The sequence below is a fragment of the Bartonella sp. MU70NMGDW genome (genome assembly GCF_042194085.1).
In the GTDB taxonomy this organism is placed as follows: Bacteria; Pseudomonadota; Alphaproteobacteria; order Rhizobiales; family Rhizobiaceae; genus Bartonella; species Bartonella grahamii.
Window position 1 is genome coordinate 1 of record NZ_JBHIMK010000039.1, and the last position, 16,959, is coordinate 16,959.

Here is a 16,959-nt window from a genome sequence, read left to right on the forward strand (position 1 = left end):
TTTTCATCAGAATCTGCACCACAAAAATGAAAATCTGCTGATAATGGATCGCCAACCGGCCATCTACATGTATTTTCACTCAATTGTAAAAGATTAAGTTGACGTGATATAGGCACAACTACATTGGATTTTGTGGACATATCAACTTCTTTTACATCTTCTGCTACAAATTCTGTCTTTAAAACTGGTTCTTCAATACCTACAGATGATGTGTTTATTGGCGATACCGTGGATGTGTTGCGACGCACACGTGGAGATGATGGGCTGCTTCCCACGGCGGTTTTTTGCGTACGCGCACTTCCTTGTGCTGTTTTACCGCGTCCTGGCAACTTTAATCGGTGCACTTTGCCGATGACTGCGTTCCTGCTGACCCCACCTAATTGAGCAGCAATTTGACTTGCACTTAACCCTTCACTCCAAAGCTTTTTAAGAAGCTCAACGCGTTCACATGTCCAACCCATACCAGCACTCCATTCCGATTACGTCACTAAGATGCTCTCCCCCTTTGCATCTTCAAATGTTTTAATAATGTTTTCACTACGCTGAATGAAAGAATTTTACACTCTAAGCGAGCATAAGAAAATCATCCAACCTTTGGACTTACAAACCAAAACACATCATCTTGCTTATTATATAATAAATTACAATATGCACTCACTCTATGACAAGAGTCTTTACCTCTTGAAGAGTTTATTTAGAATGTTTTCCCCAACTTGCAAATCAATCATAGGTTAAACTTTTACTTTTGTTTAAGGATTTTTCCAAAAATGCTTATTTGTAGAACCTTCATTGACTTTTTTTCAATTGGTGTAATGATCTATTCCATAGGTGTAATCATTAATCGTAATGAAATGTTGAAAGCACCGTAACGAAATGTACCATGTTATTTTATTTGTAGTGTTGCTTTGTATATATATTGAAAAGGTTAAAATATAAAGGAAATTATGATGGATGCCGTCTCTATACAACCACTTTATGAATGCTTCGCACGACGAGATTTGCATTTTGAACAGGGGCATGGTGTATGGCTTATTTCCGATAAGGGAGAACATTATCTTGATTTCACATCTGGCATTGCTGTTAATGCATTAGGGTATTCACATCCAAAATTAGTTGATGCGCTCAAAATGCAAGCTGAAAAACTTTGGCATGTTTCTAATATTTTTCAATCCCCTGAACAATCAGCTCTTGCTACGCGGCTTTGTGCAAATAGTTTTGCGGATAAGGTTTTTTTCTGCAATTCAGGCACTGAAGCATTGGAATGCGCATTCAAAACGGCGCGTCATTATTACTATGCTGCGGGTCATTCAGAACGCATTGAAATAATTACTTTTGAAGGGGCATTCCATGGACGTACACTTGCAGCACTTGCTGCGACTGGGCATGAAAAATATCTTGAAGGCTTTGGACCTAAAGCTGGTGGATTTATTCAAGTACCTTTTTGTGATGAAATCGCTTTGCGTAACGCTATTAATAAAAATACCGCCGCTATTCTTATTGAACCTATTCAAGGAGAAGGAGGAATACGAACGGTCCCTCATGAATATTTAAGATTTTTGCGCAAAATATGCGATGATAATGGTCTGTTATTGATTTTGGATGAAGTCCAAACGGGTATAGGACGAACAGGAAAGCTTTTTGCTTATGAATGGAGTGATGTCTTTCCTGATATACTTACCCTCGCAAAAGGATTAGGAGGAGGATTTCCATTAGGTGCTTGCCTTGCAACTGATAAAGTTGCAAAAAGCATGACACTTGGGACCCATGGTTCAACCTTTGGAGGAAATCTTCTTGGAATGGCTGTAGGAAATAGTGTTCTTGATATTTTGTTAGAGCCAAATTTTCTCAACCATGTTCAGCGCATGGGGGATAAACTAAAAAGTGGACTTTTGCACATTCTCAATATCTATCCTGATATTATCTGCGCAGTTCAGGGGATGGGCCTAATGGTGGGTATTCAGTGTGTTGTGCCTTCAAATCTTGTCGTTAATGCTTTAGAAAATGAATATCTCTTAAGTGTTGCTGCCAACAACAACGTTGTGCGCTTATTGCCTCCTCTTATCATTAGGGAAGAAGAAATAGATGAAAGTTTGCATCGTATTGAAAAAGCAATAGCTTATCTTTCGCAAGTAAACAAAGAAAGACAAATATTACACACATGACAAATGCTCTTCGTCATTTCACGGACTTATCCATTTTAACGCCAGCAATAGCGCGCGCACTGATCGATTATGCAAAAATCCTTAAAGCGTCTTTTAAAGCAGGGAAAGGTTCAAAACCTTTTATGGGTAAAACACTTGCGATGATTTTTGAAAAACCATCCACACGAACCCGTATTTCATTCGATATCAGTATGCGCCAGCTTGGGGGAGATACAATCATGCTCACGGGTTCAGAGATGCAGCTTGGTCATAGTGAAACTATAGCTGACACAGCTCGTGTTTTATCCCGTTTTGTGGATATCGTGATATTACGAACAACAAAACATCAACGTATGCTCGAATTGGCACAATATGCACAAATTCCTGTCATTAATGCCCTTACAGATGATACACATCCTTGCCAAATTTTAGCAGATATATTAACCTATGAAGAGCATCGGGGGCCAATTGCTGGCAAAATATTCGCGTGGATGGGGGATGGTAATAATGTGCTCCATTCCTTAATTGAGGCCGCAGCTCTTTTTGATTTTCATTTGCGTATTGCTACTCCAAAGGGCAGTGAACCACAAGAAAAATTTATACATTGGGCACGTGAACGAGGAGCACACCTTACACTAACTCATAGTCCCCAAAAAGCAGCTCAAGATGCTGATTGTATTATGACCGATACATGGGTCTCCATGGGACAAGAATTTCGTGCTCGCAGTCGTTCTATTTTTCAGCCTTATCAAGTCAATGAAGCTCTCATGAAATTAGCAAAATCTGATGCTCTTTTTATGCATTGTCTTCCTGCTCATCGTGGTGAAGAAGTGGTTGATTCTGTGATTGATGGACCGCACTCCGTTGTTTTCGATGAGGCTGAAAATCGTCTTCATGCTCAAAAAGCAATTCTTTCTTGGTGTTTACAAGATGCGTTTTTCTCTCCACAATAGCTCCTCTACAACAAATTATATAAAAAAGGCAAAGCTATGAGTAAACAAGCTAAAGATGAAGCCTCTCTCGACAACAACTTCTTGCATGAAGATGATACTGTTATTCCCTTTCAAGTCGAAGAACTTGATATCCGTGGACGTGCCGTACAACTTGGGGAAACTTTAAATTCTATTCTTAACAGACATCAATACCCTGAACCGGTTTCTTATCTTCTAGCAGAAGCTTTACTTTTAACTGTTCTGCTTGGAACTTCTCTAAAGCTTACGGGAAAATTTATTTTACAAACTCATTCCGATGGACCGGTTAATATGTTGGTATGCGATTTTTCGCCTCCTTCCAGTTTACGTGGATACGCTCGTTTTGATAAAGAACAGCTTAAACAAGCCATAGACAATAATCAAATCTCTTCAGAAACCCTTTTAGGGAAAGGCACTTTAGCCTTCACAATTGATCAAGGTCCCCATATGCAACCCTATCAAGGGATAGTTGCATTAGATGGATCAAATTTACAAGAAGCTTCTCGTATTTATTTTGATCAATCAGAACAAATTCCTACCGATATCCGTTTGGCTGTTGCTATATTAATTAATCGTGACCAACAAGGAAAAACGCAGAAAAGCTGGCGAGCTGGAGGTATTTTGATCCAACTTTTACCTCAAGAATCCTCTCATCATAAAATAGATGTCTCTCATCAAAAGCGAGAAGAAACGAAAACCCACACCCAATTGGATAACCAATGGCAGGAAGCTAAAATACTCATGGCAACGATTGAAAGTTCAGAATTAACAGATCCCCAAGTTGGTAGTAAACAGCTCTTGTTCCGTCTTTTTCATGAACAAGGTGTTAGAGTTTTTAATCCTTTTTCTCTTGTCGATCAATGTTCTTGTTCACACGAAAAAATTAAAGGAATCCTAGAAGGATTTTCTATTGATGAACGCAATAAAATGGTTAAAAATAAATATATTTCAGTCACATGTGAATTTTGCTCAAAAACGTATTGTTTTACACCGCAAGATTTTTTAGAAGAAAAAACATAATCAAATATTTTTCATAAAAAATGATGATTGCAACAAAAGCCTATTTTATTTGCGTTATAAAAGTTTACCCATAAGCTCATATAAACTTCTAGAATATTTCTTGTCTTAGAGTTTTTTAATGTATACGAGTGATCTTTCTGTTGAAATCAGTAATCACGTCACAGAGTGCTTAAAAAAGAGTTCTCTGTAAAATATATTTTCTCCTCTCGAAAAAGCTTCTTGTTTATTTTTTTCATCTCAAAAGCCTATTTCTTACAATGAATTCTTTTATAATATTCATTGATAGATTGATCATGTACTCATAACTTATCTTTTCTGTTAAATGAGATTTTTTGATTATAGTCATATTTGCTTACTCGAATTTATCTTATTAAGAGTCAAAAAAGCTTATTAGTTATAATCATAAGATAAATTATCGAAAGAATAAGAATGTATAGACTCAATATGGAATTTATGGAGTCTATTACGAACAGATAGTATAATGGGAATAAATATACCAATAACGCTGCGAAGGAATGGATTTGTTATTTTATAAAGATGAAAATAGTGGTGAAGTCCCCTCATAACAATGTGCATTTCAGATAAAAAAGCGGAGACAGAACACTATATGATTTTGAAAATAATAGTTGGTTTCTTTCACTAATCTAACGATGTTTCTATAACAATATTGTTTTGTCCAAATAATCAAAAATAAAGCTCCCAAACAGATATTTAATCGCTAAAAAAATGAAAACTACTTAAATTTTTGTCATACTTGGGAGGTTTGCTCTACAGATATTTCTTTGCACATGTTTTTGAATCAACAATGGTAATGCTCTTGTCAAATTTTCCTAAGAAGAATGAGGATCCATATAAATAAAATAGCATACATAGCATGATAAAACGTTATGTTTTTACAAACCTGCATTATTATATTTTTCAACTTAAAATATTGCCAATTATTTTCACGTTTAGACAATTCATAAAAGGTATTTTTAGTCTTTATCTTAAATGTTTTTTTGATTCAACATATAGAAATTTTAAAAATCTCATAGTATAGGGCATTTTCATTTAATAGATAAAAATGGTAAATTATTATTTATAAATCAATATGTTGATATTTTATTTTTCTTCTGTCATGAGCGCTTGTTCAATTTTTGGTAGAATTTTTTTTTGATAAATTTTCCATGTTAAGGGACCAACATGTTTGACAATAATGATGCTCTCTTTATTCAAGAGAAAGGTTTCTGGGGGTCCATATATTCCCCAATCAATGGCTGTATATCCTGAAACATCAAAGCCAATAAATTTAAAAGGATTACCAAAATTGTTTAAAAAGCGCAGGGCGTTTGTTTTGTTATCTTTATAATTAATACCAATCAGATCAAAACGTTTATCTTGTGCAATTTTCATAAGAATAGGATGCTCTTCGCGGCATGGCAAACACCAAGAGCCCCAAAAGTTAACCAATGTGACACGTCCTTTAAACTGTTTTGAATTGAGATAACTTTCTTTATCAAGAAGAGGAAGATGAATATTGGGAGCAGATTTTTCAGCTAATGCGTTTGGGAGAAGAGAAGAATCTTGAAGGTATTTTTTATCCATAAAGTTGAAAAAAAACACCATGAGAAGAAGAAAAAGCACAAATGGTCCAAAAAAAACAAGCAGAACAGGCAAAGATATATTTTTTTTAAGTTTTGGAGGGATGTTTTTCATTATACTTTTCTTTTTGTGGCAGCTCTTTTTTGTTTAGCTGTTGGAGAATTTTTTTTTGGTATAGGGCTTTACAAAGAATATATCCAATAAGACATAAGAGGGATATTGCAGAAAGCACATAGCTTAAAACAACAATTTGCTCGTGTTTAAGGGTGCTAAGGAAAAAATCAATTTTCTGAGATAGATTTCCTAAAAGTCCGCCCTGGATGCCATTTAGGTCGAGCATGATGAAGAGTCCTGTTGTTGTGCACGGCGGGATTTTTTAATCTGAAGTATTCGGATATAATGACTATTGATTTCATTTCGCATAGCCATCAAATAGAGCGCAATAAACATAAAGATGAAACAAAATAGCATTGTTATAAGAGGCCATAACATAGCATTGTCGATTGTTGATCCTCCAGCACGTAACAATGATGCTGGCTGATGCAATGTATTCCACCAATTAACGGAAAATTTAATAACAGGGATATTAACAAATCCAACAAGTGTAAGAATTGCAGTAGCGCGAGCACCTTTTACTTGGTTTTCAAAAGCACGTCCGAGCAGGATAATGGAAAGATAGATAAAAAGCAGAATTAAAACTGATGTTAAACGTGCATCCCAGACCCACCATGTTCCCCATGTAGGTCGCCCCCAAAGTGCTCCTGTCATGAGAGCCAAGGCGGTAAAAATTGCCCCAATAGGCGCCCCACATTTAAGGGCCACATCAGCAAGATGATATTTCCAAATCAGATTTCCTAATGCTGCTGCACTCATCGTTACATAACAGAATGTAGACAACCACGCAAAGGGTACATGAAGGTACATAATCTTAACAGTAATGCCTTGTTGATAGTCATCAGGGGAATGCATCACCAGAATAAGCCCTAAAATAAGGAAACACAATGTTATACCGGCCAACCAAGGTAAGACGACACTGCTTATTTTCATAAAAAGGATAAAACTTTCAGGGAGTGACCTGATTTTATATGGACGAGATAGTTCATTCATGAAATTCATAATAGGCAGAGTTTTTCAATGCGGCAATCATCTTTTATTATTCTGATAAAAGTTTAAGCGTTATCGCAGCAACAAAAGAGCCAAAGAGACTCAAAAGAAGTGAAAAAGCGCTGAGAAGAGCCAAGGACGTGAGAAAAGAAATATTTGGATTTATTGGGGCTGTAGCAGTCGAAACACCAAAAATCATAATTGGAATGATCCACGGCAAGATAATGATAAAAATAAGCAGAGTACTGTGCAACAATGAGGTTGCGAGCGCAGCACCTATAGCGCCAATAAAAATAATGGCTGGTGTTCCGCATAAAAGGGTAAGTATTGTTGTAAAAGTTATTGCTACATCTAAATGGAGCATGAGGGCTAAAATAGGTGTAGCAAAAATAAGAGGAAGCATTGTTCCTACCCAATGGGCAAGACATTTGGTAAAGACAATTAGTGTAAAACTTTGTCTTTTTCCTGAAAGGATAAATTGGTCGAGATTACCATCATCGCGATCGATTTGGAAAAGTTTGTTCAGATTGAGGAGTCCTGCAAGAAGGGCTCCAAACCACAATATACCAGGCCCTATTTGTGCAAGAATTTTGGGATCTGGTCCAATGGCAAAGGGGGTTATGACAACAACAGCGATAAAAAACAATAGTCCTGTTAGTGAAGAGGCTTGTGGCGCTAATAATAGTTTAAGGTCACGCCAGAACAGTGCTTTCATTTTATTCTCTCCTAGAGAGGTAAAAAATTTTCCAGAGCGATTTTATGGTTTTCTGGAATACCTAGGGAATTATGAGTTGCAGCGATAATCATACCACCTTGATTGAGATGACGCTGGAAAATACGAGCAAGGAGTTTTTGAGCATGGTTATCAAGCCCAGATATTGGTTCATCTAAAATCCAAAGAGGACGATAGGAGAGCAAAAGGCGAGCAATAGCTACGCGTCTTTGTTGTCCAGTTGATAGAGCTTTAAAGGGTAAATGTTCAAGGTTAGAAAGACCAATATCGGCAAGAACCTCATGCACAAAGCGTAAATGTTGACCGTAAAAATCTGCCCAAAATTGCAAATTGTCAATGACAGATAAGAGAGGTTTCATAGCATTTTGAGGACCAAGATAATGACACGCAGTTGCAACAGGGTATATTTGATCATGGTCTTTAAGTATTATATGACCTTCAGCAGCTTCAAGAAGACCGACAATGATTCGGAGTAATGTAGACTTTCCGATACCATTAGGACCGGTGATTGTCATCAGTTGCTGTGAAAATAAACAAAAAGAAAGACCTTTAAACAGAATTTCCTCGTTTCTGTAAGCGGCTAAATCTTTGCCTGATAACACCATGTGATTACCTATTTTGTTTTTATTTTCATATTCTTTATTGCATTATAGAATAAAAAACACATTTTTTGTGCAATTGTACCTAGAATAGTTCTAGAAATAGTTCTATAAGGGATACCTTACATCAATATCTGGTGTAAAATGGTTTCTGGCGCTGATTTCCGCATTTGCCTATGAGAGGTGGAGGGGGAAATGGATAGCGGAGGTGATAGCGTCTGCGCTCAAGCTGCGACCTTGAATCGTAGTTTGTGTTGTTCATTCCTGGAAATTGGGTGGTTATAGTATGAGGGTGGACAGTCATGACTCAAATTGATAGCTTTAATTGTCGCAGAGTATTAAATGTTGGTGGCAAAGAATATACTTATTATAGCTTGATCGAAGCGGAGAAGAATGGGCTTGAAGGTGTTTCTCGTTTACCGTTTTCGATGAAAGTTATTCTCGAAAATTTATTGCGATTTGAAGATGGTCGCACAGTTAAAAAAGAGGATGTCCTCAATGTTGCTAAGTGGTTAAACGACAAAGGGAGCGCTGGGGCAGAAATTGCTTACCGTCCTGCACGTGTTCTTATGCAGGATTTTACAGGTGTTCCAGCAGTTGTTGATCTTTCTGCAATGCGTGATGCTATGGTTAAACTTGGCGGTAACGCTGAAAAAATCAATCCTCTCATTCCCGTTGATCTCATCATTGATCACTCAGTTATTGTTGATGCTTTTGGCAATTCCATGGCTTTTAAGGAAAACGTTGAGCATGAATATGAACGCAATGGTGAACGCTATCGTTTCCTTAAATGGGGGCAGCAAGCCTTTCAAAATTTTCGCGTTGTTCCTCCAGGAACAGGGATTTGTCATCAGGTTAACCTAGAATATTTAGCACAATGTGTATGGATGAAGAATGAAGAGGGCTGTGAGACGATTTATCCTGACACCTGTGTGGGAACTGATTCGCATACGACTATGGTGAATGGTTTAGGGGTTTTAGGTTGGGGTGTTGGTGGTATTGAAGCAGAAGCAGCAATGTTAGGTCAACCTGTTTCTATGTTGTTACCTGAAGTGATTGGTTTTCGTCTAACAGGTAAACTTAAAGAAGGTGTAACAGCCACCGATCTCGTATTGACGGTGACTCAAATGCTACGCCGGAAGGGTGTTGTCGGTAAATTTGTTGAGTTTTTTGGTCCTGGTTTGGAGCAGATGACGCTTGCTGATCGGGCAACGATTGGAAATATGGCACCTGAATATGGAGCGACGTGTGGTTTTTTCCCAATTGATAAGGAGACAGTGCGTTATCTCAATATGACAGGGCGTGATGAAAATCGGATTGCCTTAGTAGAAGCTTACACCAAAGCACAAGGGATGTGGCATGACGAAATGGTGGCTCATCCCATTTTTAGTGATACAATTGAATTGGATATGGGAACTGTTGTTCCTTCTATGGCTGGTCCTAAACGTCCTGAAGGACGTATTGCATTGGAAAACGTTGGGCAGGGTTTTGAGAAGGCATTGGTCGAAGACTATAAGAAGACTTCTGAACAAGATAAGCGTTATCAGGTCGAGGGTGAAGAATATACGCTTGGTCACGGTGATGTGGTGATCGCTGCGATTACGTCGTGTACGAATACATCGAATCCAAGTGTTCTTATTGCAGCGGGTCTTTTGGCACGAAATGCTGTGGCAAAAGGTCTCAAGAGCAAGCCATGGGTAAAAACTTCTCTTGCACCTGGTTCACAAGTTGTTGAAGCTTACCTTCAAAATTCGGGTCTGCAAAAAGATTTAGATGCATTAGGATTTAACTTAGTAGGATTTGGGTGCACAACATGTATTGGGAATTCTGGTCCTTTGCATCCAGCTATTTCCAAAACGATTAATGACAATGGTATAGTTGCATCTGCAGTTCTTTCAGGAAATCGTAATTTTGAAGGGCGTGTTTCCCCTGATGTGCAAGCGAATTATTTAGCTTCACCACCGTTAGTTGTTGCACATGCGCTCATCGGGACGGTGTGTAAAGATTTAACCAAGGAACCTCTTGGTGAAGATTCAAATGGCCAACCCATTTATTTGAGAGATATTTGGCCAACTTCTCAAGAAATACAGGAATTCATCGAAAAAAATGTCACGCGTAAGGTTTTTGCTGAAAAGTATGCAGATGTTTTTAAGGGAGATGAAAATTGGCAAAAAGTTCAGATTCCTACGGGTTCTACCTATTCTTGGGATGAGCAATCCACCTATGTACGCAATCCACCTTATTTCGATGATATGCAGAAAACACCTGATATCTTACCAGATATTAAAGATGCACGGATTTTAGGTTTATTTGGTGATAAAATCACGACGGATCATATTTCTCCTGCTGGTTCTATTAAAGCAGCTTCTCCTGCCGGAAAATATTTAATGGATCATGGTGTTAAAGTGGCTGATTTTAATCAGTATGGAACGCGTCGTGGGAATCACGAAGTTATGGTGCGTGGGACCTTTGCCAATATTCGCATTCGTAATTTCATGTTGGGAGAAAATGGTCGAGAAGGAGGTTATACGGTTCATTATCCGTCAGCGGTAGAACAAGCCATTTACGATGCGGCAATGGCGTATAAACAAGAAGGTACTCCACTCGTTGTTTTTGCTGGTATTGAATATGGCAATGGATCATCGCGCGATTGGGCAGCCAAAGGCACCAATCTTCTTGGTATAAAAGCAGTGATTGTACAGTCTTTTGAAAGGATTCATCGCTCTAATCTTGTTGGTATGGGCATTGTTCCCTTTGTCTTTGAGGAGGGTGTAAGTTGGACATCTTTAGGCTTAAAGGGAGATGAAAAGGTGACAATTGAAGGAATTCATAACTTGAAACCTCGTCAAAAGACAGTAGCGAAAATTACTTTTTCTGATGGTACGATAAAAACCGCTCCGTTATTATGCCGTATTGATACTGAAGATGAGCTAGATTATTTGCATCATGGGGGGATTTTGCAATATGTCTTGCGTAAGTTGGCCGTTTAAATTCTTTTATTTGTTAAGGAATGTCTATTATTAAGCTATAAAGCTGCGGATCAAAGAGTTTGGCTTCGTTTTTTTATGACTATCTTTGAAAATCTAATTGACGTTAGCTTTGGGATTGCGCTATAAGCCACACAGTTATAGGCAGCTTTATAGTTTTGCTTGGGTTGAATTTATTTATATTGGTAGAGTTGTTCTTTAGACTCATTTTACCAAGGTGTTGAAAGAGAGATTATATTTATGGCGAATACACCTTCTGCTCGAAAAGCGGTGCGCAAGGTTACGGCGCGCACACAGGTTAATAGGGCCCGCCGTTCGCGCGTTCGTACCTTTATACGTAAGTTTGATGATGCTTTAGCGGGTGGTGATAAGGCATCTGCAGAGATTGCATTTAAGAATTTTGAGCCTGAAATTATGCGTGCGGTTTCTAAAGGAGTTTTTCATAAAAATTCTGCTGCGAGGAAAGTATCGCGTTTAGCTAAACGTTTGAAGGCTCTCAGCGTTTAAGCTTTTTCTCCTTTATTGAGAATCAAGCCAGTATCCATGAGGATGCTGGCTTTTTGTTTATTATTTCAAAAAGTTTCTATCGAAAATAAGAATCGATAATGATTCTCCTCTTGAAAAAGGAGAGAAAGTTTATAGGAGGGGTATGGTTATCCACAAGCTTTGTGGATTTTTACAGAGTCTTTTTTGTCAAGCATTTTATTTTTTTTTTTAAATCTGAAGAGATTCTTTAATTGTTGGTAAATTTAGAGAAAAAAAATGAATTGAATCAATATTTTTTTCATTCCTCATTGATACAAGCATTTTTTTCGGGTTTTTTGATTTTATTTTGACCTCTTGCATTTTACCTCTGCTGTTTTGTATGGTTCTTATGAAGACTAAAAAGCATGAAGGGGTCACACCAGCACATTGTTCTGTATTTTGTTGAGTACAAGATGTTTTGACTTAGGCTTTTTGAAGCTTTTGTGCTGGGGAGGTTTTCTGACGATTTTTTAGTTTTCTGAATAGATATGTTTACCATTTTAGAAGGGTGGGTCATATCATGAGTGCAAGTAAATCTTATTGGTCATCTTTGTTAGTGGGGTTGTGATGAGGCTATCCTAGGGGAGGGTGAGTAATCTTATTTGGGGTAGGGCGTTTTGCCTTCGCTAGATTTATTTTAGCTGTTTGGCAGGACAGAATTTTATTTTTATCAGGATGAAAGATGGTGGATAAATTGAACTCTAAAGCTAGTTCCTTTAAAAGGGTTTCGGTGAATATCCTGTCGGCAGAGAACATAATAAAGAATAGGATGACAGAGAGTGATGAGGACGTTTGTAGAAATGCTTCTATAGGGCATTCTATTGTTTCAGAGGAGGAAAGTGCGGCGGCTTTTATACGTGTTATGGCGCAATTAAAGGTGCAGGTTGGTGTTGAGGCTTATACCAGTTGGTTTGGACGTGTGAAGCTTGCTGAATATAGCCATACTCTTGTAAAGCTTTCTGTTCCTACAGCTTTTTTACGTTCATGGATTAATAATCACTATGGTTCTCTTTTGACTCATTTATGGAAACAAGAGAATTCAGCAATTCTTCGTGTTGAAGTTATTGTTCGTGGTATGGAACGCGTTTCAAGAGACGTCGTTTGTAAAAGAAGTGTTCCTTCTGCTGTGCTAGAGGAGCAAGCGACTTCATCTTTTGTTGAAAGTTGTGCAGAGCATTCAGTTAAGAGTTCTCAAACGGGAGTTTTTGGATCTCCACTTGATTCTCGCTATACTTTTGAAAGTTTTGTTGAGGGGGCTTCTAATCGTGTTGCTTTAGCAGCTGCGCGTTCAATTGCGGAGGGGCATAAAAGTGCTTTGCGTTTTAATCCTCTTTTTATTCACGCATCTGTTGGTTTAGGAAAAACACATTTGCTTCAAGCAATTGCTGCTTCTGCATTGAAGCGTTTAACGTCTGCGCGTGTCATTTATTTAACTGCTGAATATTTTATGTGGCGTTTTGCAACAGCTATTCGTGATAATGATGCTCTTTCTTTTAAAGAGCAGCTTCGTGATATCGACCTTTTGATTATTGATGATATGCAGTTTTTGCAGGGTAAGTCGATACAACATGAGTTTTGCCATTTGCTTAATATGTTGCTTGATAGTGCAAAACAAGTTGTTGTCGCTGCAGATCGTCCGCCAGCAGAATTAGAATCGCTTGATCTTCGCGTTCGTTCTCGTCTTCAGGGAGGGGTAGCTCTTGAAATTGAAGCACCAGATTATGAAATGCGTTTGCAAATGTTGCGCCAGCGGTTGAAGGTGGCACAACAAGATGATGGCATGGTATCAATTTCTGATGATATCTTGGAATATATTGCGAAAACGGTTTTAGGGTCGGGGCGTGATATTGAAGGTGCATTTAATCAGCTCTTGTTTCGCCAATCTTTTGAGTCTGATTTATCTTTAGAGCGGATTGATGAGTTATTAGGTCACTTGACACGTCCTGGTGAACCTAAGCGTATTCGGATTGAAGAAATTCAGCGTACGGTAGCACGTCATTATAATGTTTCTAAACAGGACTTGTTATCTAATCGTCGAACACGTACGGTTGTGAAGCCACGGCAAGTTGCAATGTATTTAGCAAAAGTATTAACTCCTCGCTCGTTGCCAGAAATTGGGCGTCGTTTTGGTGGACGTGATCATACAACAGTTTTACACGCTGTGCGTAAAATTGAAGATTTGGTTTGTGGTGATCAGACCTTGGCTAAGGAACTTGAATTGCTTAAGCGTTTGATTGGAGAACAGGCTGTATAGTGTTTATCGTTTCTTTCTTTGGAGAAACTTTAAAGAATTTAATGAAAAGATTTATTTTCTTCTTATGCAGGAGTGACTTGCCATTTTAAGAGAGGTTTAATAAAGTCTAGCAGGCGATTCTTTGAAGAGGATCTATTTTAATGCTAAGGAATTCTTATAGTTTTTAGTAAATCATACGGGGCTTTTATGCGTATTACAGTTGATCGCAGTCAATTTCTCAAGTCTCTTGGTCGGGTTCACCGTGTGGTAGAGCGCCGTAATACTGTTCCTATTTTATCGAATGTGCTGATTGATGCAGAAAATGGTCGTGTGCAGTTAAAAGCAACAGACCTTGATTTAGAGGTTACGGAATCTTTTGCAGTTAATGTTAAACAAGCTGGAGCAACAACTGTTCCAGCACATTTGCTCTATGATATCATTCGAAAACTTCCTGATAGCAATGAAGTTGTCTTATCCGTCGATGAGAATCAAGCAGGCACAATGTCTGTTGTTTCGGGTTGTGCACATTTTCAGCTTCAATGTCTTCCGAAGGCAGATTTTCCAGAGTCGCTTCCTGGGCAGTTTGGTTATCGTTTTTCTCTATCGGCATCAAGCTTAAAACATTTACTTGATTGTACGCAATTTGCTATTTCTACTGAAGAAACCCGTTATTATCTTAATGGTATTTATTTACATGTTATTAATGATGGTGTTTTGAAATTGCGTTTGGTTGCAACTGATGGTCATCGTTTGGCACAAGTTGAGATGGAAGCTCCTTCAGGAGTTGAGGGAATGCCCGGTGTTATTGTTCCCCGTAAAGCTGTAGGAGAATTGCAAAAACTTCTTTCAGAAGAAAATGATAGCGATGTATGTATAGAGCTTTCAGAGACAAAGATTCGTTTTTCTGTAGGTTCTGTGATTTTTACATCAAAATTAATTGATGGAACATTTCCGGATTATCAACGTGTTATTCCTCTTGGAAATGATAAAGAATTAATTGTTAATAGGCAGGACTTTTCTTCTGCAGTTGATCGTGTTTCAACGATTTCAAGTGATCGGGGGCGTGCAGTTAAATTAACGATTGAGCATGGACAGTTAAGGCTTGTTGTTAATAGCCCAGATTCGGGCAGTGCAGAAGATCAATTATCAGTAACTTATGCATCTGAACCGCTTGAGATAGGATTTAATTCACGTTATCTTTTGGATATTGCTGGGCAGCTTTCAAGTGACGAGATGGTTTTTATGTTGGCTGAGGCTGGAGCACCAGCTCTGATTCGTGATAATGATGATGCGGATGTGCTCTATGTACTGATGCCTATTCGCGTTTAGGGGGCAATTGTTTTGCAATGCATGGCCAGTCATGTGCACAAAGTGGCAGTGAGGCAGCTGAAGCTTTTACGTTATCGCAATTATCCTTTTTTCAATATTCATTTTTCTGGTCAGCATGTGGTTTTTACCGGCCATAACGGTGCTGGTAAGACGAATCTTTTAGAGGCGTTATCTTTTCTTTCTCCTGGTCGTGGTTTGCGGCGTGCTGCTTATTCTGACGTTAGCTTTGTAGATGGTGGCGGTGGAGGATTTGTTGTATTTGCGCGTCTTGAATGCGCTCTTTATGGCGAAGTAAAGATTGGTACAGCTTTGGAGGTTAGCGATAACAGTCGAAAAGTCCATATTAATGGTGTGAATGAGTCGGGTGATTGCCTAACAGATTATTGTCATATTAGTGTCCTAACACCGTCTATGGATGGTCTTTTTACAGGTCCTTCGCTTGAGCGCCGTAGTTTTTTGGATCGTATGGTTTTGGCGATTGATCCCTTGCATAGGCGCCGCATAGCCGATTATGATAGAGCTATGCGCGCACGTAATCGTTTATTTTTAGATGGAAATGAAGATTGTGCTTGGTTTGATGCTTTAGAAAAGCAGATGGCAGAACTGGCGACAGCTATTTCTGCGGCGCGTGTTGATGTTATTCGTCTTTTAAATGATATGTTTACACAAATGCCATCACAGATACCTTTTCCACGAGCTTTTTTGCAAATTGATGGTTTTTTGGAAACAGCTCTTAGTGAAATATCAGCAATTGAAGTTGAAGAGCAATTTTGTGATCGATTACGGCATAATCGCGCAATGGACCGTGCTGCTGGTCGGACGTTAGAAGGACCACATCGCGCAGATTTGCAGGTTTTTTATGCTGATAAAAATATAGAAGCAACATCGTGTTCAACAGGTGAACAAAAAGCGCTGCTGACAGGTTTAGTTTTGTGTCATGCTCGTCTAACAGGTATGATGTCGGAAAAAGCCCCCATTCTTCTTCTTGATGAAATGGCTGCTCATCTTGATTCGCACCGACGTGCTGCTTTATTTGATATTCTTGATGATTTAGCTGTACAAACATTTATGACAGGAACAGATCGTCTTTTATTTGATGACTTAAAAGGACGCGCAGAATTCTTTGAGATTAAGGATGGGGCTTTATTGTCGTAAAAACATGCTAAATATTATTTTTAATAAGTGATAGGTCTAAAAGAAAAGGCATGCTATGTCTGAGATGATAACGATTTTAAATGGTCCTAATTTAAATTTTCTAGGTCAACGTGAGCCAGAAATTTATGGAACTGAGACTCTGGAAGATATTGAAAAAAGATGCAGAGAATGGGCAAAAAAAAATGATATCATAATAAATTTTTATCAAAGTAATTGTGAAGGGCAGTTGGTAGCATGGATACAAGAAGCAATAGAGGCAAGTTCTGGATTGATTATTAACCCAGCCGCTTACAGTCACACATCTGTTGCACTTCTTGATGCCCTAAAAATGTTTTCAGGGCCAAAAGTAGAAGTTCATTTATCTCATATTTACCAGCGTGAAGTTTTTCGTCACTACTCTTATACATCTGCAGGTGTAGACGCTATCATAACTGGGTGTGGAGGTGATGGATATTGGTTTGCACTTGAATATATTGCAAAACAATTAAGCAAAACAATTAAATTGTGATAGGTAAAGAATAAGCGTTTGATAAGAGTAATATAGGCATTGAATTCACTTGATAATTATTTTCAAATCTGTA

General features: G+C 38.3%; 15 protein-coding genes. 9 read left to right on the forward strand and 6 right to left on the reverse strand.

From position 1 onward, the window contains the following. Positions 1 to 461 (reverse strand): GcrA family cell cycle regulator (locus tag ACFIKE_RS05240; protein ID WP_375648577.1); only part of this gene is annotated, 461 nt, incomplete at its 3' end. A 486-nt stretch (positions 462 to 947) separates the two neighbouring features. Here ACFIKE_RS05240 and ACFIKE_RS05245 point away from each other — a divergent pair. The 3 genes from ACFIKE_RS05245 to ACFIKE_RS05255 are packed head-to-tail and all read left to right on the forward strand — an operon-like array spanning position 948 to position 4,132. Beyond that, a complete protein-coding gene (locus ACFIKE_RS05245) occupies positions 948 to 2,162 on the forward strand; it encodes an aspartate aminotransferase family protein (protein WP_375626245.1) in 1,215 nt (404 codons plus the stop codon). Further along, positions 2,159 to 3,094, forward strand: a complete 936-nt coding sequence (gene argF / locus ACFIKE_RS05250) for an ornithine carbamoyltransferase (protein ID WP_375625435.1) — start codon at positions 2,159 to 2,161, stop codon at positions 3,092 to 3,094. Before ACFIKE_RS05245 ends, argF begins: the two co-directional genes overlap by 4 nt. Positions 3,095 to 3,130: 36 nt before the next feature. After that, on the forward strand, positions 3,131 to 4,132 hold the full coding sequence (locus tag ACFIKE_RS05255; protein WP_375625434.1) for an Hsp33 family molecular chaperone: 1,002 nt from the start codon (positions 3,131 to 3,133) through the stop codon (positions 4,130 to 4,132). Positions 4,133 to 5,233: 1,101 nt separating this feature from the next. Here ACFIKE_RS05255 and ACFIKE_RS05260 read toward each other — a convergent pair. The 5 genes from ACFIKE_RS05260 to ccmA are packed head-to-tail and all read right to left on the reverse strand — an operon-like array spanning position 5,234 to position 8,155. After that, complete coding sequence (locus tag ACFIKE_RS05260) at positions 5,234 to 5,827, reverse strand: DsbE family thiol:disulfide interchange protein (RefSeq protein WP_375625433.1); 594 nt, start codon at positions 5,825 to 5,827, stop codon at positions 5,234 to 5,236. Continuing rightward, the gene (locus tag ACFIKE_RS05265; protein WP_375625432.1) at positions 5,802 to 6,053 is read right to left on the reverse strand and encodes a hypothetical protein; all 252 of its coding nucleotides are present in this window, start codon (positions 6,051 to 6,053) and stop codon (positions 5,802 to 5,804) included. The genes ACFIKE_RS05260 and ACFIKE_RS05265 overlap by 26 nt, the downstream gene beginning before the upstream one ends. Then, positions 6,041 to 6,820 carry a heme ABC transporter permease gene (locus tag ACFIKE_RS05270; protein WP_375626251.1) on the reverse strand — a complete coding sequence of 260 codons (780 nt, stop codon included), beginning with the start codon at positions 6,818 to 6,820 and terminating at the stop codon, positions 6,041 to 6,043. The genes ACFIKE_RS05265 and ACFIKE_RS05270 overlap by 13 nt, the downstream gene beginning before the upstream one ends. 46 nt (positions 6,821 to 6,866) lie before the next feature. Continuing rightward, a complete protein-coding gene (gene ccmB, locus ACFIKE_RS05275) occupies positions 6,867 to 7,532 on the reverse strand; it encodes a heme exporter protein CcmB (protein WP_375648578.1) in 666 nt (221 codons plus the stop codon). 11 nt (positions 7,533 to 7,543) lie between these two features. Continuing rightward, positions 7,544 to 8,155 (reverse strand): heme ABC exporter ATP-binding protein CcmA, encoded by a 612-nt coding sequence (gene ccmA, locus ACFIKE_RS05280; protein ID WP_375648579.1) that lies wholly within the window; start codon positions 8,153 to 8,155, stop codon positions 7,544 to 7,546. Between the two features lie 296 nt (positions 8,156 to 8,451). Here ccmA and acnA point away from each other — a divergent pair, with 296 nt between their 5' ends. The 6 genes from acnA (at position 8,452) to aroQ (ending at position 16,886) form a co-directional block, all read left to right on the forward strand. Next, entirely contained in the window at positions 8,452 to 11,139 is a 2,688-nt protein-coding gene (gene acnA, locus ACFIKE_RS05285) for an aconitate hydratase AcnA (RefSeq protein ID WP_375626254.1), read from the forward strand. Positions 11,140 to 11,376: 237 nt separating this feature from the next. Continuing rightward, a complete protein-coding gene (gene rpsT / locus ACFIKE_RS05290; protein WP_375648580.1) occupies positions 11,377 to 11,643 on the forward strand; it encodes a 30S ribosomal protein S20 in 267 nt (88 codons plus the stop codon). 700 nt (positions 11,644 to 12,343) lie between these two features. Next, positions 12,344 to 13,915, forward strand: a complete 1,572-nt coding sequence (dnaA, locus tag ACFIKE_RS05295; RefSeq protein WP_375648581.1) for a chromosomal replication initiator protein DnaA — start codon at positions 12,344 to 12,346, stop codon at positions 13,913 to 13,915. A 186-nt stretch (positions 13,916 to 14,101) separates the two neighbouring features. Continuing rightward, positions 14,102 to 15,223 carry a DNA polymerase III subunit beta gene (dnaN, locus tag ACFIKE_RS05300; protein WP_375626259.1) on the forward strand — a complete coding sequence of 374 codons (1,122 nt, stop codon included), beginning with the start codon at positions 14,102 to 14,104 and terminating at the stop codon, positions 15,221 to 15,223. Positions 15,224 to 15,244: 21 nt separating this feature from the next. After that, positions 15,245 to 16,378: a DNA replication/repair protein RecF gene (recF, locus tag ACFIKE_RS05305; protein ID WP_375625424.1), complete on the forward strand. Its 1,134-nt coding sequence runs from the start codon at positions 15,245 to 15,247 to the stop codon at positions 16,376 to 16,378. A gap of 55 nt (positions 16,379 to 16,433) precedes the next feature. Beyond that, positions 16,434 to 16,886, forward strand: a complete 453-nt coding sequence (gene aroQ / locus ACFIKE_RS05310) for a type II 3-dehydroquinate dehydratase (RefSeq protein WP_375648582.1) — start codon at positions 16,434 to 16,436, stop codon at positions 16,884 to 16,886. Positions 16,887 to 16,959: the final 73 nt, after the last annotated feature.